At 57.0% G+C, this 18,187-nt stretch carries 15 protein-coding genes, 1 pseudogene and 1 riboswitch; of the genes and pseudogenes, 13 read left to right on the plus strand and 3 right to left on the minus strand.

All coding sequences use genetic code 11. The features are described 5' to 3' along the window. Positions 1-62 precede the first annotated feature (62 nt). The 7 genes and pseudogenes from ETC00_RS00625 to ETC00_RS00655 all read left to right on the plus strand — a co-directional run bounded on the left by ETC00_RS00625 (position 63) and on the right by ETC00_RS00655 (position 6,560). Positions 63-1,592 (plus strand): ABC transporter ATP-binding protein, encoded by a 1,530-nt coding sequence (locus ETC00_RS00625; RefSeq protein WP_171563994.1) that lies wholly within the window; start codon positions 63-65, stop codon positions 1,590-1,592. Beyond that, positions 1,567-2,637: an ABC transporter permease gene (locus tag ETC00_RS00630; protein ID WP_171563995.1), complete on the plus strand. Its 1,071-nt coding sequence runs from the start codon at positions 1,567-1,569 to the stop codon at positions 2,635-2,637. Before ETC00_RS00625 ends, ETC00_RS00630 begins: the two co-directional genes overlap by 26 nt. Further along, positions 2,624-3,541: an ABC transporter permease gene (locus ETC00_RS00635; protein ID WP_171563996.1), complete on the plus strand. Its 918-nt coding sequence runs from the start codon at positions 2,624-2,626 to the stop codon at positions 3,539-3,541. Before ETC00_RS00630 ends, ETC00_RS00635 begins: the two co-directional genes overlap by 14 nt. Positions 3,542-3,576: 35 nt before the next feature. Further along, positions 3,577-4,239, plus strand: coding sequence for a sulfite oxidase-like oxidoreductase (locus tag ETC00_RS00640; RefSeq protein WP_171563997.1), 663 nt, complete (start codon positions 3,577-3,579; stop codon positions 4,237-4,239). Positions 4,240-4,241: 2 nt separating this feature from the next. Continuing rightward, entirely contained in the window at positions 4,242-4,967 is a 726-nt protein-coding gene (locus ETC00_RS00645) for a nucleoside phosphorylase (RefSeq protein WP_171564196.1), read from the plus strand. Positions 4,968-5,010: 43 nt separating this feature from the next. After that, positions 5,011-5,826 (plus strand): annotated as a pseudogene (locus ETC00_RS00650) (ABC transporter substrate-binding protein); the annotation flags it as partial. A 14-nt stretch (positions 5,827-5,840) separates the two neighbouring features. After that, positions 5,841-6,560, plus strand: coding sequence for a glycerophosphodiester phosphodiesterase (locus ETC00_RS00655; protein WP_171563998.1), 720 nt, complete (start codon positions 5,841-5,843; stop codon positions 6,558-6,560). Between the two features lie 112 nt (positions 6,561-6,672). Here ETC00_RS00655 and ETC00_RS00660 read toward each other — a convergent pair whose 3' ends face one another. Together ETC00_RS00660 and ggt are read right to left on the minus strand one after the other, a co-directional pair. Next, on the minus strand, positions 6,673-8,661 hold the full coding sequence (locus tag ETC00_RS00660) for a methyl-accepting chemotaxis protein (RefSeq protein ID WP_171563999.1): 1,989 nt from the start codon (positions 8,659-8,661) through the stop codon (positions 6,673-6,675). A 95-nt stretch (positions 8,662-8,756) separates the two neighbouring features. After that, positions 8,757-10,379 carry a gamma-glutamyltransferase gene (ggt, locus tag ETC00_RS00665; protein ID WP_253264212.1) on the minus strand — a complete coding sequence of 541 codons (1,623 nt, stop codon included), beginning with the start codon at positions 10,377-10,379 and terminating at the stop codon, positions 8,757-8,759. A 252-nt stretch (positions 10,380-10,631) separates the two neighbouring features. Continuing rightward, a riboswitch (cyclic di-GMP riboswitch) is annotated at positions 10,632-10,721 on the minus strand. Positions 10,722-11,114: 393 nt separating this feature from the next. Here ggt and ETC00_RS00670 point away from each other — a divergent pair. The 6 genes from ETC00_RS00670 to ETC00_RS00695 all read left to right on the plus strand — a co-directional run bounded on the left by ETC00_RS00670 (position 11,115) and on the right by ETC00_RS00695 (position 17,288). Continuing rightward, positions 11,115-12,776, plus strand: coding sequence for a glutamine--tRNA ligase/YqeY domain fusion protein (locus ETC00_RS00670; protein ID WP_171564197.1), 1,662 nt, complete (start codon positions 11,115-11,117; stop codon positions 12,774-12,776). A 255-nt stretch (positions 12,777-13,031) separates the two neighbouring features. Continuing rightward, positions 13,032-13,625: a TetR/AcrR family transcriptional regulator gene (locus ETC00_RS00675; RefSeq protein ID WP_171564001.1), complete on the plus strand. Its 594-nt coding sequence runs from the start codon at positions 13,032-13,034 to the stop codon at positions 13,623-13,625. Positions 13,626-13,732: 107 nt separating this feature from the next. Then, complete coding sequence (locus ETC00_RS00680; protein ID WP_171564002.1) at positions 13,733-14,191, plus strand: hypothetical protein; 459 nt, start codon at positions 13,733-13,735, stop codon at positions 14,189-14,191. Positions 14,192-14,204: 13 nt separating this feature from the next. Then, entirely contained in the window at positions 14,205-14,792 is a 588-nt protein-coding gene (locus ETC00_RS00685; protein WP_171564003.1) for an NAD(P)H-dependent oxidoreductase, read from the plus strand. A 287-nt stretch (positions 14,793-15,079) separates the two neighbouring features. After that, positions 15,080-16,363, plus strand: a complete 1,284-nt coding sequence (locus ETC00_RS00690) for an MDR family MFS transporter (protein WP_171564004.1) — start codon at positions 15,080-15,082, stop codon at positions 16,361-16,363. Positions 16,364-16,586: 223 nt separating this feature from the next. Beyond that, on the plus strand, positions 16,587-17,288 hold the full coding sequence (locus ETC00_RS00695) for a uracil-DNA glycosylase (protein ID WP_171564005.1): 702 nt from the start codon (positions 16,587-16,589) through the stop codon (positions 17,286-17,288). Between the two features lie 16 nt (positions 17,289-17,304). Here ETC00_RS00695 and ETC00_RS00700 read toward each other — a convergent pair whose 3' ends face one another. Next, entirely contained in the window at positions 17,305-17,949 is a 645-nt protein-coding gene (locus ETC00_RS00700) for a thiamine diphosphokinase (protein WP_171564006.1), read from the minus strand. Positions 17,950-18,187: the final 238 nt, after the last annotated feature.

The following is an 18,187-nucleotide window of genomic DNA, read 5'->3' on the forward strand; positions in this document are numbered from 1 at the left end:
ACTACTGCGGTAGTCGGTTTCCTGTTGAATGGGACCAACAGGAAAAAGGAGGGAAGAGCGGGATGACGTACCGTCTGGAAATGCGCAACATGACGAAAAGATACGGCGATTTTACGGCCAACGACAACGTATCGTTCACGCTGGGGGCTGGCGAGGTCCACGCCATCGTCGGGGAGAACGGCGCCGGCAAAACCACGTTGATGCGGATGCTGTACGGCATGGAACAGCCGACGTCCGGGGAGATCGTGCTAAACGGCCGTCCGGTGGTCTTTCGCGGCCCCGACGACGCGATCCGACACGGCATCGGGATGGTGCACCAGCACTTCATGCTGTTTCCCGATTTCAGCGTAATGGAGAACATCGTCATCGGCTATGAACCGCAGCGTGCCGGCCTGTTCCGGCGCAAGGATGCGGTGGAGGCGGTGCGGGCCCTCAGTGAGCGCTACCGCATCCCGATTGACGTGACCGCCCGTGTATCGCAATGCTCGGTCGGGGAGCAGCAGCGCGTGGAAATTCTCAAGGTGCTGTACCAGGGAGCGGACATCATCGTACTGGACGAGCCGACCGCTGTCCTGACACCGCTGGAGGTAAAGGAACTGCTGCAGACGATTCGCCACCTGGCGGAGAGCGGCAAGAGCGTCATCCTGATCACGCACAAGCTCAAGGAAGTGATGGAGGTGGCCGACCGAATCACCGTGCTGCGCGGCGGCCGGGTGACCGGGACCGTTTCCCGGCAGGAGACCAGCGTGGACGAACTGGCCCGGCTGATGGTGGGCCGTGACCTGCAGCCGTTGAGTGAGCGGGTGAGCCTGGACGGCAGGCCCCTCCTGCAGGTGGAAAACCTGACCGTTTCCGACCGGCAGACGATCGTGGACAGCGTTACATTTACCGTGCACCACGGGGAAATCGTCGGAATCGCCGGGGTCTCGGGCAACGGCCAGTCGGAACTGCTGCAAGCCATCACCGGACTGCGGCCGGTCACGGCGGGCAGGGTGCTGCTGGGCGGAAAGGACGTCACCAACCGTCCTGTGGCAGCCATACGTGAAGCGGGAGTGGCCCATGTCCCGGAAGACCGCTACCTGTGGGGAACGGCCAAGCAGGAGAGCGTGGAGGAAAACGCCTTGATGGGCTACCAGCGCAAACCGGCGTTCAGCCGTCGCGGCGTCATTTTGCGGGACGCGTTTCGCCGCGTGGTGGAGCAGTGGGTGGAGCGTTTTGCCATTAAGACCGGTTCCCGGCACCTGCAGGAGCAGGCGGGCAACCTGTCCGGCGGCAATCTGCAAAAACTGATCGTCGCCCGCGAGCTGGGGCAACAGACGACGCTGTTGGTCGCTGCCGAGCCGACGCGCGGCGTGGACATCGGGGCGATGGAACACATCCACCAGGCGCTGATCGAAAAGCGAAACAGCGGCGATGGAATCCTGCTCGTCTCGTCGGAGCTGTCGGAGATTCTGGCGCTGTCTGACAGAATTCTGGTCATGTACAAGGGACGAATCGTCGGCGAACTGAAGCGGTCGGAGGCGACGGAAGAGAAAATCAGCGTGTTGATGGCAGGAGGAAGCATCCATGGAAGCGGTCAAAAAGCTGTGTAAACCGCTGGTCCAGCCGCTGTTGGCGGTGGTGATCGGCTTGTTGACGGGAGCAGTCGTCATCAGCGCGGTAGGCGAATCGATCCTGGATACCTACCAGCAGATGTGGAAAGGAGCGTTTGGGAGCTACTACTCCTTTGCCTCCACATTGGCCCGGTCCACCCCGATCATGCTGATCGGGCTGGGGCTGTCGCTGGCGTTTCGCGCCGGGGTGTTTAATCTGGGCGCCGAGGGGCAGATGGTGCTGGGGGCGATCTGCGCGACGCTGGTCGGACTGTACCTGCCCGGTCCCGGACTGGTGAAAATGCTGGCCGCGCTGGCGGCCGGTGTGGCCGCAGGCGGTCTCTGGTCGCTTTTGGCCGGGTACATGGAGGCGAAGTTTCGCGTCCAACTGCTCATCACCACTCTGCTGCTCAACTACATCGCCGTCCTGTTTGCCGGGTATTTGGTGAGTGAACCGTTTCAGGACAAGACAGGCTCGGCAGCGCTGGCTCAGACGTCCATGCTGGAAAAGAGCGTCTGGCTGCCCAAGCTGTTTGCCGGCATGAGCGTACACGCCGGCTTTCTGATGGCGTTGGCTGCTGCTCTGGCGTTGTTCTGGATCGTTCGGTTCACCCCGTTTGGCTACGAGGTGAAGATGCTCGGACACAATCCGTTGTTTGCCCAATACGGCGGGATTGACAAGGATCGGGTGATGCTTGTGGCGATGTTTGCCAGCGGAGGATTGGCCGGGCTGGCCGGCACCGTGGAAGTGCTGGGGGCGCATTACCGGTACGTCGACGGCGCGTTGACCGTCCCCGGGTATGCCTGGACGGGCCTGATGGCCACGCTGCTGGCCAATTCCCACCCGATCGGCGTCGTGTTTACCTCGATACTGCTGGCCGCCCTGCAGACGGGTGCGATGGGCGTGGAGCGCAACACCGAGGTGCCGCTGGAGTTGGCCAGCGTCATCCAGGCCGTGCTGATTCTGTTTATCTCCGCCAAAATCAGTCATGACTGGTGGAAAAACCGCAAGAGCAAGAGGAGGGAGTCGCATGGAGTTGTTTGATGGAGCACTTGTCAGTTCCACCATCCGGATGGTGACTCCGATCCTCCTGGCGGCACTGGGCGGCGCGCTGTGCGCCCGGGTGGGCATCTTCAACGTCGGGCTGGAGGGGCTGGTGCTGGTCGGAGCGTTTTCCGCCATCGTCGGCAATCACTTTACCGGCAGCCTGCCGCTGGCTGTGCTGTTTGCCGCCGCCGTCACCGTGCTGTTTTCGCTGTTGTTTGCCTACATGACGATCGGACTGAAGGCAAATGAAATCATCGTCGGCGTGGCGATCAATTTCCTCGCGCTGGGGTTGACCACGTTTGCGCTGCGCGCCGTCTTCGGCGTGAAAGGGGCGTTTTACGACAAGGACATGGCCGGGCTGCCGCAGTGGCGGATTCCCTGGGTGGCAGACATCCCCGTGCTGGGGGACATCCTGTCGGGGCATTCGCCGCTGGTCTACGCGGCCTTTTTGGCGGCGGTGCTGCTGCACCTGTTCTTTGCCCACACCGTGACCGGCTTCCGTGTGCTGGCGGCCGGGATGAATCCGGTAGCGGCCCGCAGCCTTGGCCTGAAGGTGACGCGCCTGCAGGTGCTGGCCGTGGTGTTGTGCGGCGTTCTCTGCGGCATGGCCGGGGCCCAGTTATCGCTTGGGCAGGTGACCATGTTTACCGAAGGCATGACGGCGGGGCGCGGCTTTATCGCGCTGGTGGCAATGATGTTGGGGCAGTCTCACCCGTTGGGCATTCTCGCCTCCAGCCTGCTGTTCGGATTGATGGACGCGCTCAGTATCCGGCTGCAGGGCTTTTCGCTGCCGACGCAGTTTACCGCGATGCTGCCCTATGTACTGACGATTGCGGCGATGTTCTTCCTCAAGGACAAGGGCACAGCCGCAAGCACCGCCAGCCAGCAGAGTGCCCGCTAGACAAAAGACGGACTGACCTGGGAGGAAACGGGAAGATGAACAAGGCAGAGCGGATCAAACGGATGAGGGTGCCCGCGGTCGATCCGGCCCTGGCTCGGCGGCTGCCGCCGGGACAGGTGCTGACGGAGCGGTTTCCGATCCTGCATGAGGGGGAGGTGCCTGTCTACGACCTGGAGACGTGGACGCTGCGGGTCTTCGGGGAAGTCGATCGGGAGGTAACGCTCTCGTATGCCGACATCATGGCGATGCCGCAGACGACGATCACCTGTGACATTCACTGCGTCACCCGCTGGTCCCGGTTTGACAACCGGTTTACCGGCGTTCGTTTCCGCGACTTCCTGGCAGCGGCCGGTGTCACACCGCGGGGCAGGTATGTGATGCTGCACGGCGATTACGGCTATACGGCAAACGCGGCGCTGGCCGACCTGGAACGAGACGACGTGCTGCTGGCCCACTCCTTTGACGGAGCGCCGCTGACGGACAAGCACGGTTGGCCGCTAAGGCTGATCGTGCCGCACCTCTACTTTTGGAAGAGCGTGAAATGGCTGCGCGGAATCGAATTCATGAACGAAAACAACCCTGGCTTCTGGGAGCAAAACGGTTTTCATCTGAACGGAGACCCGTTTCGCGAAGAGCGTTTCTCCGGCGAAGCCCTGCCGATTCCGGAAGACGAATGGGAGAAAAAGGAGTTTGATTGATGATGCTGCCCAATCTGAAAATTGACCCGGAAAACCTGCCAAAGCGCGCGATCGTCTGCGGCGATCCGAAGCGGGCAGCCCGCATTGCCGCCCTGCTGGACGAGAGCAAGGCGATCGGGGAAAACCGGGAATACCACAGTTATGCGGGAACGTGGAACGGCACGGCGGTGGCCGTCGTCAGCCACGGCGTCGGCTCGCCGGGGGCGGCCGTCTGTTTTGAAGAGCTGGCCAAAGGCGGCGTGAAGACCATCATCCGTGTCGGAACGGCCGGTTCCTACCAAAAAACGATCGAACCCGGCAGCCTGGTGATCAGCACGGCGGCTGTCCGCCGGGACGGACTGACCAGCCAATTGGTGCCGCCGGGTTTCCCGGCCGTGGCCGACCGCCGCGTCGTCGATGCGCTGGCCGCCGTAGCCGCGAAGCGCGATACGGGACTCCATGTGGCCGAGGGCGTGACACTGACGATGGACATGTTTTACAGCGGCGTGGTGGAGTTTCCGCACAAGCTGTACCAACAGGCGGGCGTGCTGGCCGTGGAGATGGAGAATGCGGCCCTGTTCGTGATTGCTGCGCTCCGAGGCATGCGTGCCGGTTCCATCCTGGCGATCGATGGGTACGCCGACGCTGATCTGTTGGAAACGTACAACCCTCATACGGAGACCACGGCCAAAGCGATTGAGGCAGAAGCGCGCATCGCGCTGGATGCGATCGTGGCGGTGGAGAATTGAGTGAAATAAACAGCCCCGATATGAAACGCCCAAATGCGAGATTCGGGCCATGCTGAAAGCGGCCGGATTGAATCCCGACGGTCCAAAGACATGGGAGGAACTGCGCCAGTACGCCAAGGCCCTGACCAAAAAAGAGGGGGGCAAGACGAAGACCTACGGCTTCTCCACGCCGATCGACATCTGGTTCTACGAAGCGCTGGTCTTTGAGAGCGGCGGAAATATCCTGAGCGAAGACGGCAAGAGCGTGGCGCTCGACAACGAAGCGGGAAAGGCGCCGTTGGAGTTCTGGATCAGCCTGCTGAAGGAAGGGGTGATGAAGGCTCCGCCGGGCGAAAAATACAACGCCTGGGACGTGGCCAAGCAGGATTTCCTCAACCAGCAGGTGGCCATGATTTTTACATCGACCGGAGACCTGCACGCGCTCAAGGAGAGCGCCGCGTTTGAAGTAGGGGCGGCGTTCCTGCCGGCCAATAAGGATTATGGGGTGCCGACTGGCGGCGCCAACCTGGTGATGCTGGCCAAGTCTTCGGATCAGGAGAAAAAGGCGGCATGGGAATTTATCAAATGGATGACGGATACGCCGCAGACAATACGTTGGTCGCTGGAAACCGGGTACATGCCGGTGACGAAGGAAGCGGTCGAGTCGGACGAGATGAAAGCAGCATACCAGAAAGAGCCAAACTTTCAGGTGGCGGTCAAACAATTGGAGTACGCCCAACCGCGTCCGATGGTTCCCGGCTATAAGGAACTGCAGGAAGTCATCATGACGGAGATTCAGCGGGCGGTGCTGAACCAGGCGACCGTGGACGAGGCGATTGCCAAGGTTGTGGAAAAAGGCGAGAAATTGCTGAAAAAGTAATGAGGTGATGTTGCATGAACGTTTGCATGGCGCATCGCGGCTGGTCGGGCAAGGCGCCCGAAAACACCATGAAGGCGATTGAGCTTGCGCTGGCGGAACCGGCCATTGGCGCGATTGAGGTGGACGTGCAGCTTTCCAGGGATGGCGTGCCGGTTCTGTTCCACGATTTTTCACTGGAGCGGACGACGAATGGCAGCGGACGGGTGCAGGATCTGACGCTGGCGGAACTGCGGGAGCTTGATGCAGGGAGCTGGTTTGATGAGCGCTTTGCCGGCGAACCGATTCCCATGCTGGAAGAGGTGCTGGCTGCCGTGAAGGGACGATGCACACTGAACATTGAGCTGAAAACGGTGGCCGACATGCATCCCGGACTGGCGGAACGCGTGCTGACGCTGCTGGATCGGCACGGGATGAAGCAGGATGTGTACCTCACCTCGTTTGACCACGAGCTCATCCGGCAGGTGCGGCAGCTGGACACTGACGACAAGACCGGGCTGATCGTCTACGGACGACCGATCATGATCCTGGAACAACTGCGGCAGGCGGGAGCGGATGTGCTCTCCATGTCCTATCCGTTTCTCACCCGGGAATTGGCCTGCGAGGCAATCAATGAGGGGGTTGGCGTCATCGCCTGGACGGTGGACGACCCGGACGCAATCCGCACGATTATGGAGTGGCATCCGCAGGTGCAAATCTGCACCAACCATCCGGACCGCTTGCTGGCCCTTCGCTGAGCGCACTATAACTACAACAGCGGCTGTGAGGACACTCCCTCGTGGCCGCTGTTTCATTCGGTACAGCCGGCAGCAAAAAAGGCACCGCAAAACGGGTGCCTTTTTGTTGTGCTTATATCTTGAAGCGTTTGACGTGAGCCTGCAGCTCTTCGGCGATTCTCGCCAGCGAGCTGGCAGAAGACGTGACTTCCTCCATGGAGGCCAACTGCTCCTCGGTGGCGGCGGAGACGCTTTGCGTTCCTTCTGCGGAGCTTTCCGCCACTTCGGCAATTTGCGTGACCAACTGAACCACCTGTTCCGTACCTGCGGTCATCTGGCGGGAGTGGTCTTTTACCTTCTGAATCTGGTCGGCCGTGTGGGTCACCGAATACTGAATCTGTTCAAACGATTTGCCGGCATCGTTGACGACCTCGAGGCCGAGCGCCACTTCTTTTGTCCCTTTTTCCATGGACTGTACGGCCAGGTCCGATTCCTGCTGGATGGCCAGAATGAGCTGTTCGATCTGTTGAGCGGATTGGGCCGATTGTTCCGCCAGTTTGCGGACTTCGTTGGCCACGACGGCAAATCCCCGTCCCTGTTCCCCGGCACGCGCTGCTTCGATGGCGGCATTAAGCGACAACAGGTTGGTCTGCTCGGCAATGTCGGTGATGACCTGGACAATTTGACCGATCTCCTGGGAACTTTCCCCCAGCCGTTTGACGATAAGGGCGATCTGGTTGACCGTCTCGTTGATGGACTGCATTTGTTTCGCGACGGTTTGGATGGTCTGGTTGCCGTCGATCGCGATTTGCGAAGCCCTGAGGGCAGAATCTGCGGCGTTTTCCGCATTGGTGGCAATTTGCTGAACACCGGAGGACACGTCCTGGATCGCGCGGACGCTTTCCTCCACGCTTTGCACTTGCCGTTCTGCGCCGTACGCGACTTCCTGGATGGTCGTTGCAATCTGCTCGGTGGCCTTGCTTGTGTGCTCGGCGTTTACGGTCAGTTGCTCTGCGGACGCTGCCAAATTTTCAGCGCTGGCGTTCATCTGCTGGATGATGGTGCGCAGATTATCCACCATGGCGTTTACGGCCTGGGACAGTTGGCCAATTTCATCCTGCGTGCGGATGCGGAGCGGCTCCACCGTCAGTTCTCCATCGGAGATGCGTTTGGTCACGCTGGCCACTTCCATGATCGGTCGTGTGATCCGCAGCGACACGGCGAATGCAAGTGCGATTACGAGAACGCTGACGATGAGAACGATGACAGCGATGTTGGTGTTGAGAGCGGACACAGCCGACGTAATGGATTGGACCGGGATATGCAGGAACAATCCGTAGTTTGTCGTTGCAATGGGCGCATAGGCAACCATGTACTCGCTGCCGGCGTCCGTGTAGGTATAGGAGGCTGTCTCGCTGCCGCCATGTTTGAGGAACTCGGCCAACCCCTGCGGCAGGCCGGCTTCTTCCACTGCTTTGCCGATCAGCTCTTCGTTGGGATGGGCTTGAATCAGCCCTTTGTTGTCAACGAGAATGGCGTATCCGCCGTTGCCAAGGTTGAGATGTTGCAGAAAGGTTTCGGTAAACTGGTCAACGTTGACGAGACCGGTCAGTACGCCAAGAATTTGGCCGTTTTGGTTTTTGACGGGAGAGGCGACGACAATGGAGCGTTTGCCAGTCGTCTTGGCAATCACGATGTCGGAGTAACTGGCTTTTCCGGCCATTCCTTCCTTGAAAAACGGCCGTTCGGACAAGTCGATGCCGACGCTTGTCGGAAACGTGTCGGCCGATACTTTTCCGTCTGGAGAGATGAAGGTGTTGCCGTCAAATATCTTCATTTCCTCGGTAAACGAGCGGATGAACAGGTTTTTCGCGGCAGCGTCCGTCGATTGAATATCCGATGAACGGGCCAGCACCTGAATCTCCGTCATCCGTCTGTCCAGGTATTGATCCATCGCGACGGCGGTGCTTTTGGCGAGGTCGATGTAGGACTGCCGTTGTTTGTCCGTGATGATTTCCGAGCTGCTGGTGGTGATATACAGGGAGGTGCCGATGAGTGGTATGATCGCTACGACAAGAAACCAAACAATCAGTTTGTTTCGAAGTTTGCCGAAGACAAACACGAGGGAATTCCTCCTTTTGTGATCAGGCCTATATGAACGCCTGAAGCGTAACAGCATTCAGACTGCCGGGAATGCTCCCGGCAGTCTGGAGTGAATCAATATCCCATTGCTGCACCTTCGCCGCGCGGATCGGCGCCGCCAAACTTCACGTTGGTGACGGGATCGATCAGAATCGCTCCGGATTGGCCCATTTGATCGGTGTAGGCGTCTTCCAGTTTTTCAACCGGGTGACCGCGTTTGATCAGTTCGTCCAGAACGTCTTGCGGAATTCGGCTTTCGACCTTGAGGTTGTTGGAAGAAGCACCCCAGTTGCGTCCGTGCAGCCATCTTGGCGCTTCGATCGCGTCCTGTACGCTGAAGCCAAAATCGACAATGCGGGTCACCAGAGCGGCCTGGGTCTGAGGCTGTCCTTCTCCGCCTTGGGTTCCGTAGAGGAGGTAAGGCTTGTCGCCCTTAAACAGCATCGCCGGATTGATGGTGTTGAAGGAGCGTTTGCCCGGCTCCAGGTGGTTGATGTGGTTCGGATCCAGGGAGAAGTAGCTGCCGCGGTTTTGCAACATGATGCCGGTGCCTTTGGCCACGATGCCGGAGCCCCAGTCGAAGTAGTGGCTTTGAATCATCGAAACGGCGTTGCCATCCTTGTCGACGACGCCGAGCCATACAGTGTCCCCTTTTGGATCGAGCGGCTCCACCGTTTGGGCTGCCTGTTTCATGTCGATCCGCTTGGCCAGTTCTTGACCGTGCTCTTTGGACAGCAGGTAGTCTACCGGAATGTCGGCAAACTCGGGGTCGGTCAGCCATTTGTCACGGTCGGCAAAGGCTTGCTTGGTGGCTTCCACAATCACATGGTAGTAATCGGGAGTGCCTTCGCCCAAGCTCTTCACATCGAAGTTGTTCAGGATGTTGAGAATGGAGAGCGAGGCCATTCCTTGCGAGTTGGGCGGTACGTTGTACGCCTTGTACCCGCGATAGTCAACGGAAATCGGTTTTGCCCACGTAGCGGTGTGTTTTTCAAAGTCTTTCAGGGTGAGCAAGCCGCCGTTTTTCTGCATGTCTTCGACGATTTTCTTGGCGATTTCGCCTTTGTAGAATCCGTCGGCCCCTTTTTTGGCGATGATTTTCAAGGATTCCGCCAGGTCTTTCTGCTTCAGGATTTCGCCAGCCTGATACGGTTCGCCGTTGGGTTTCAGGTAGATTTTGCGGAACTCTTCAAAGCGCTGCAGATTTTTCAGATCGTTGTCGGTCGGATCGGTCGCGTACTTGGTCCAGTACACCTGGTTGGGGGAGACGGGATAGCCTTTTTCCGCGTACTCGATCGCCGGCTCCAGCAGTTTGCTCCACGGAATCTTGCTGCCGCTCATTTCCTTGCGAGCGTAGTTGTACGCTTCCCACCAGCCGGAAACGACTCCGGGGACGGTGTTGGCGGCCAGATAACCGCGGGACGGGATTTTCTCGTATCCTTTGCTCTTGTAGAACTCAATGGTCGCTTTCTCCCCGGCACGGCCGCTGCCGTTCAGGGCGCGCAGTTCTTTCGTTTTTGCGTTGTAGATCAGCCAGAAGTTGTCCCCGCCGATGCTGGTGTAATGAGGATAGACGACGGTCAGTGTGGAAGCCGCAGCGATCGCGGCATCGACCGCGTTACCGCCTTCCTGCAGCGTCTTCAGTGCAGCGGCGGTAGCCAGGTAGTGCGGAGTGGTAACCATGCCATTCGGCGACATGGAAGTTGGACGGTGTGCAGCATTGCCCGCAGGTGTGAAGGCGGACAGGCTTAAAACGCCGGCAAGTCCCAGGGCGCCTAGTTTTTTCCAGAACCTTTTCACAGTCGTTCCTCCTTTGGTCTAGTTGTAAAAGCAAGTTGTGCTGGATGGTACGTAGCTCTGGCGCCTCACCTCCCCCCTATGGACTGCAACCGCCTGCTTACACAAAAAAGACCGATGACATAGGATCATCGGTTTGTCCTACATCAATACTTCGGTAACTGGCTGGCGTGTCCGCTCATGGCGGAGGTAGCCCCTGTAGCTTTGCGTCGCCGGGTTTCCCCGGGTTTGCCGTTTCGATATCAATGCGTGGTCGTAAATTTTCAAAATGCGTAAAATGAGACCATCTTCATTCGTCTCGCGGTGCAGGCAGTCCAATGGACTTGGGAAAATCACATTTCTATTTCATTAGATCGGTAAATTCGTCCCGATGTTTAAGGGGAAATTAAAAAAATCTGCGGATTTTGTGACTATGGTCCGATGTCCCTGCACTTGGCGGAGGATGTTTTTCGTGCGCGCACCTTTCTGCGCACATCCAAGCTGCTGAATTCAATAATGAACATCGGCTGCGGCCGTCAACAGCGACGGCATGTGCCCCATTGTGGTAAGGCGGGACGAGGCACGGCCCGATTTGTTGAACTCTCGATGCGGAATCAGTATTATTGATTGTAAAGGTGAAGTGAAAGGTTGATTCAATTGGAAAACAAGTCGGCAACATCCAATTTTATCCGCAGCATCGTCATTGAGGATTTGCAGGCGGGACGAGTGAAAGAAGTCGTGACCCGTTTCCCTCCGGAACCGAACGGGTATCTCCATATCGGTCATGCCAAATCCATCTGCCTGAATTTTGAGCTGGCTGACGAATTCAATGGCAGAACCAACCTGCGCTTTGACGACACCAATCCGCTGAAAGAAGACACCGAGTACGTGGAAGCGATCAAGGAAGACGTCAAATGGCTGGGTTTTGAGTGGGATGGTCTTCATTTCGCATCCGACTACTTTGAGGAAATGTACAATCGCGCGGTGTTGCTGATCAAAAAAGGCAAGGCGTACGTCGACGACCTCTCCGCGGAGGAGATCCGCAAAACGCGGGGGACGCTGACAGAGCCGGGCACGGAGAGTCCGTACCGCAACCGTTCGGTGGAGGAAAACCTGGACCTGTTCCAGCGGATGCGCAACGGCGAGTTCAAGGACGGCGAAAAAGTATTGCGCGCCAAAATCGACATGAGTTCGCCGAACATCAACCTGCGCGACCCCGTGCTCTATCGGATCGCCCATGCCACCCATCACAACACCGGAGACAAGTGGTGCATCTACCCGATGTACGACTTTGCCCACCCGCTGGAAGACGCCATCGAGGGCGTGACCCACTCGCTGTGCTCGCTCGAGTTTGAAGATCACCGTCCGCTTTACGACTGGGTCGTACGCGAATGCGAGATGGAGCACGTGCCGCGGCAGTATGAATTTGCCCGTTTGAACATGACCAATACGGTGATGAGCAAACGCAAGCTGAAATTGCTGGTGGACGAAAAAATCGTGGACGGTTGGGACGACCCGCGGATGCCCACCATCGCCGGTCTGCGCCGCCGCGGCTACACGCCGGAAGCGATTCGGGCGTTTGCGCGGGAAATCGGCGTCTCCCGCAGCAACAGCGTGGTGGATGCGAAGATGCTGGAGCATTTCATCCGCGAAGACCTGAAGCTGAAGGCGCCGCGCACGATGGCCGTGCTGCGCCCGCTGAAAGTGGTCATTACCAACTATCCGGAAGGCCAAGTGGAGATGCTGGACGCGGAAAACAACCCGGAAAATCCCGAGATGGGCATCAGGCAAATCCCGTTTTCCCGCGAGATTTACATCGAGCAGGATGACTTCATGGAAAATCCGCCGAGCAAGTACTTCCGCCTGTTCCCGGGCAACGAAGTGCGGCTGAAGCACGCCTACTTCATCAAGTGCCACGACGTGATCAAGGACGAACAGGGGAACGTGGTGGAACTGCACTGTACGTACGACCCGGAAACGAAGAGCGGCACCGGGTTCACCGGCCGGAAAGTGAAGGGGACGATCCACTGGGTGGACGCCAAACACGCCGTTCCGGCGGAGTTCCGCCTGTATGAACCGCTCATTCTGGACGGGCAGGAAGACGGCGATTCGTTCTTGGACAACATCAATCCCAATTCGCTGGAAACGCTGCACGGTTTTGTCGAGCCCAACCTGAAGGACTGCAAGCCGCACGACAAGTTCCAGTTCTTCCGCCACGGCTACTTCAACGTCGATCCAAAGTATACGACTCCGGACAAACTGGTGTTCAACCGGATTGTCTCGCTGAAAAGTTCGTTTGAACTGCCGAAGAAGGGATAAATTCGCGCATACATGGAAAAGCTGTTAACACGGTTAACAGCTTTTTTCATATTCTTGGGGACCCCCGCCGGGTGCTGCATGAGCACACCTGAGCGGGGGATTTTTTTGAGAGGGGCGGCCGGATATGCTCGATTCCGGTCACAATTTTAAAGAAAAAATGTCATTTGGACGGCAGGATTTCCCATGGAATATATTGAAAAATTACACAGATGATATATTGGTTGTACAACCAATCAAAATGAATGGTGATCTGGAATGAAACCAAAAGCAGGTAATACGCGAGCCCAATTAATTGAAGCGGCTTACAAGGTTCTTGCCGAAAAGGGATACGAAAACAGTTCCGTTAAGGACATTGCTCGTGAGGCAGGCGTGTCGCCCGGCTTGGTGCACTACCATTTTGCAAACAAGGAAGACCTTTTGGTGTCTGTTGTCAAAGAAGCAGCCAATGAGTACTGCCAACAGATGAGAAAGTTACGGAAGACAGTTGCGGAAGACAAACTTGCCGACGCTGCGCTGGCGGAGTCTTTGGAGCGAATAAAGAGCAATGCCGATTGGTACAAGCTGCGATATGAATTGTATGTGCTTGGCTTGCGAAATCCCGCGATTCAGTCCGGGGTGAAAGAGCTTATCGCAAGGGGAAGGGAGGGAATCGAAGAAACAATCCAAGCGGTGGCAGGAAAAACGCTGCCAAATGGGGCTGAGATGTCCGCCATTTTGTTCGCCTGTTTCGAAGGGCTCGCCTTGCAGTCTTTCGTTGATTCGGAGTTTGACCTGGAAGGCGCTTACCAATTCCTTGGTCAAATGGTCGAACAATTCTTGCAATCGCAATCGGAACGTGAGCGGACGTGACAGTGCGCGTACCGCGCGAGGATTGAAAGGTATGTGTGTGGTGTCAATAGAGCCGTTGTTATCTGTATTGGTTGGTCATACAACCAAAAAATTATGGGGGTGTTTTCATGTTGAATCTGGTTCTGGCCGCAATGGAACGATTGGCACTGACAGTGATCGTGGGCGGAGGCGTTGTCATGGCCGCCGGTGTCCGTCCTCTCTTACTGTCCATTTTGGCAAAGCCGGGACAACCCGATTTGGCTGAAACCGTTGAGGGGCTCTCAATCAACGCGTGGAACCGATACAACCGATTTGCCTTGTGGGCGGCCATTGTCGTGGCGGTCGTTGATCTCGTGCGTATTGTTACGGGGCTGGCTTTTTCCTGGTGGCATGTTGGCCTGATCCTTACAATCTTTGTGGCTTTGCTTGGAAAGTTATTGATCGATCAGACACTGAAAACGCGGCTTAATGAGGCTGGCGCTGAAGCTGTCGGCAGTGCCGAGCAGCGTGCCGGACACCGGCGGGTTGAGTTTCTCTCGGTCGTCATTCTTGTTTTGGCTGTGTTGTTGGTCATCCTGCCGTTCTGACGGAGGTATCCAGATGAATGTGTTGATTGTCTACGCACACCCGAACCCGAAGAGTTTGAATGCCGCCATTTTGAAGGAAGTGGAGCGCGGCCTGCAAGAGGCCGGCTACCAGTATACGGTTATCGATCTATACCAGGACAACTTTCAGCCGGTTCTGGTGTACAATGACAGCATCCGGCGCAGCGAACTCAAGAACGATCCGGAAACGGCGCGTTATCGTGAGCTGGTGCGGCAGGCCGATCATCTCATCTTCATTTATCCCGTTTGGTGGTATGGTGTCCCGGCGATTCTTAAGGGCTTCTTTGATCGCTTGTTTGTTTCGGGATTCGCCTATCACTACGAGGGGATGGTGCCAAAGGGATTGCTCAGCGGAAAATCGGCATGGGTGTTCTATACGATTGACTCTCCCGGATGGTATGTCAGACTGGTTCGCCGCAGTGTCGAATGGAAGATTATGAGAGATGCGATCCTCGCGTTTTGCGGAATACGAAAGGTCAAGAGATTCATGTTTGCCGGCGTCAAGAGGAGCAGCCAAAAGCGGCGTCAAAAATGGCTGGAATCCGTCTATCATCAGGTGCGTTTTGGACTCAGGGAATCATGATGAAGATTCGGTTATCCCGTTGGGTCGATACCCGGGCGAATGGCAAGGAAAACAGGTGGCACAAGTCTCACTTCTTCGAAACACCCAGATGTTTACCCCTCCCCTTAGCGTTTTGAAGCGGACGCTATCGACTTATTGCTGGTCGTCAAGAGAGCGAGCGGGCACCATCACACATGACACCACGGGCTTTGATTGCAATGCGTCGCCAAAATGAAAATGCAGGTGAAATTGCCATAAATTAGTGTATAATGTGTGTATAAAATTTTGACAAAAGGGGGTGGGGAACCATGAGATTTCGCGACCTTCACATCAACATCAAGGTGCGCCTGCTGACAAGGTTTTTAAGCATTTTGGTCGGTGCGACGATTTTTCCGTTTATGTCGATATACTTTACGGAAAAACTGGGGCAGGCGATCGCCGGGGTTCTCATGCTGTCAACGGTCATAACCACGGTGATTATTAGCTTCTACGGCGGATTTTTGGCCGACAGGATCGGGCGGCGAAAAGTGATGATCATGTCGCAATCGGTACTGCTAGGGGCGTACTCCGTCATGACCATCGCCAACTCCGAGTGGCTCGATTCAGCCTGGCTCACCTATGCGATGCTGCTGGTGCAAAGCGTCGGCACCGGCATGCTGTTTCCCGCCGTGGACGCCATGATCATCGACGTGACGAATCAGGAGAATCGCCGGTATGTCTACAGCTTGAACTACTGGTCGATCAACCTGGCCATGTCGATCGGTGCGCTGGGGGGCGGCTTTCTGTTTCAAACGCACCGGTTTGAATTGTTTCTGCTGTTCACCTGTGTTCATGTGTTAACGCTGATCATGTTTGTCTTGTTTATGACCGAATCGCACCAAACGAAGCGGAATGAACAGGTAAGAAACAAGGCGGTGTGGAAGGATCTGCTGCAAAGCTATCGGCTCGTGGCCAAGGATCGCACTTTTCTCTTTTTTTGTCTCGCAGTGTTGTTGGGCAACGCCCTGCTCAATCAGAAAACCTATTACATAGCTGTTCGTCTTCAGCAGGAGTTTGGCAGCCAGCTTCTGAACGTGGCGAATTGGTTTTCGCTCAAGATCGACGGGATCAGAATGGTTGGCATCATGCAGACGGAGAACACTATTTTGGTTGCCATGGGCATGTTGTTCGTGACGAAGTGGATCAAACGGTTCTCGGACAGCCTTGTGCTGCGAACAGGCGTGTTCTTGTACATGATTGGCTTCGCCGCCTTGGGAAGCAGCAACGGGCTGTGGATTCTGCTCCTGGCGGTGTTTGTCGTGACATGCGGCGAATTGTTGTTGACGCCGGTAAGCCAGTCCGTAATCGCTGATCTGGTGAACGATGAAGCGAGGGGGTCCTATATGGCGGTGTACGGACTGGTTGGTCATGGGGGAAGACTTCTGGGCGCTGGCGGCATCCTGGTCGGGGTGCTTGTGCCATCCTGGATGATGAGCGGACTCTATGTTCTGATCGGAATCTTCATGCTCTGCTTGTTTCACTACGTGTTAAAACAGCGTCAGCAAAAAAACGAGACCGACGCTGCTTCTCACAATACACCGCTCCCTGTGTAGTGCCGTAGATATGTCGGGGGAGCGCAACAGGGTGCCCTTGATTGTCCAGGGGTGCCCTGTTGCGTTTGATTGTTCCGCTGGCTGGATGTCCGGTACCCCTGCGTCGTTCGCGTGTATTCGCGCACTGGGAGAAGGGAGCGGCCAGCTCGGGGAAAGTTATCGCCGGACCCGTCTCTTTTTGATACAGTAGACAAAGGAGAAGAAAAAGCAAGGTGTGAAGGATATGGCAATATTGCACAACGATTGGGCCGAACTGCTGGCGGACGAATTTGAAAAACAGTACTACCGGCAGTTGCGGCAGTTCCTGAAGGCGGAATACCAAAGCCGCACCGTGTATCCCGACATGTACGACATTTTCAACGCGCTTCATCTGACGCCGTACCGGGAAACCAAAGTGGTGATTCTCGGTCAGGACCCGTATCACGGACCGGGACAAGCCCACGGCCTCAGCTTTTCCGTCAAACCGGGGGTTGCGCCTCCGCCATCACTGCAAAACATCTTCAAGGAACTGCAGAGCGATCTGGGCTGTGCCATCCCCAATCACGGCTATCTGGTTAGCTGGGCAAAACAGGGGGTCCTGCTGCTCAACACAGTGCTGACCGTGCGCGCGGGCAGCCCCAACTCGCACAAGGGGATGGGCTGGGAGCAGTTTACCGACCGGGTCATTGCCGTCCTAAACGAGCGGGAAACGCCGATGGTCTTTATTCTCTGGGGGCGTCACGCGCAGGAAAAAGCAGCGTTTATTGACAAGCAAAAGCATTGTGTCATTCAATCCCCGCATCCAAGCCCGTTTTCGGCCAATCGGGGCTTTTTCGGCAGCCGGCCGTTTTCCAGGGCCAACCGCTTTTTGCGGGAGCAGGGCTTGGGCGAAATCGACTGGCAGCTTCCCCTGCAGGTGGAACTGACCGCCGCAGGAGAGCAGTAAGCGAGGCGCGTTTTCGTTAATCCTTGCTGCGGATGACAAGCAGGCACCCGCTTGCGACGGAGATTGTCCCGCTGTCGGCCGTCAGCACGTTGCTGATGCCCAGCGTGTCACCGAGGCGCAGCGTCGCATGTTCCAGCGGATATTGAAATCCGGACAGGGTAATGCCGGTCACTTCCGGGGTGAGCGGCAGCAGCGAGATGTGGGGAAAGCGGCTGGGGCCGAGGGTCAGCTCGCGGTCGACGAGCATGATGTCATTGGCAGCATCGACGATCCGGCAGCGTACGCCGCTGCGCAGCCCTTTCCACAACAGGTGAACGTTGGCCAGCGTGTGATCGAAACGGGACCCCAGTGCCCCCGTCAGGACAATCTCCTGCGCGCCCTGATCCAGTGCCCAGACGAAGCCCATCTCCGTGTCGGTCATATCTTTCAAGACCGGGTCGCAGGAGCGCACTTCTTCGCTGTGCGCGCTGATCTCCGTCCACTCCTCGGGCGTGACCGAGTCAAAATCGCCGATGGACAGGCGGGGGCGAAGACCGTGGCGGATGAGAAACAGCGCTCCCCGGTCGACACCGACCAGACAGTCACCCGCCTCTACTTCCTCAAGCGCCCAGTCACCCAGATTGCCTCCTGCAAACAGGATGATTCGTGTTGGATTGCTCATGATTTTTTCCTCATTCCGTGTCGATTGCGTTTGTCATCCCCAGATCGTTTTTCCTGGGAGCAGGCCCGTCCTACCCAATCAGGGGCTCCGGGCCCGAAAACGGTTCTCTTCCACAATATCATGGACCCGCCCTGATGTGCCAATGAAGATGAGCCCATCTGCTTCACCTGCCCATAGCCGATCCTCGCGAAAGATCTTGCCGGCGGTCATCGCCTATCATGCAATACCAGTGAAAATA

The organism is Brevibacillus sp. MCWH, from assembly GCF_013096935.1.
In the GTDB taxonomy this organism is placed as follows: domain Bacteria; phylum Bacillota; class Bacilli; order Brevibacillales; family Brevibacillaceae; genus Brevibacillus; species Brevibacillus aydinogluensis.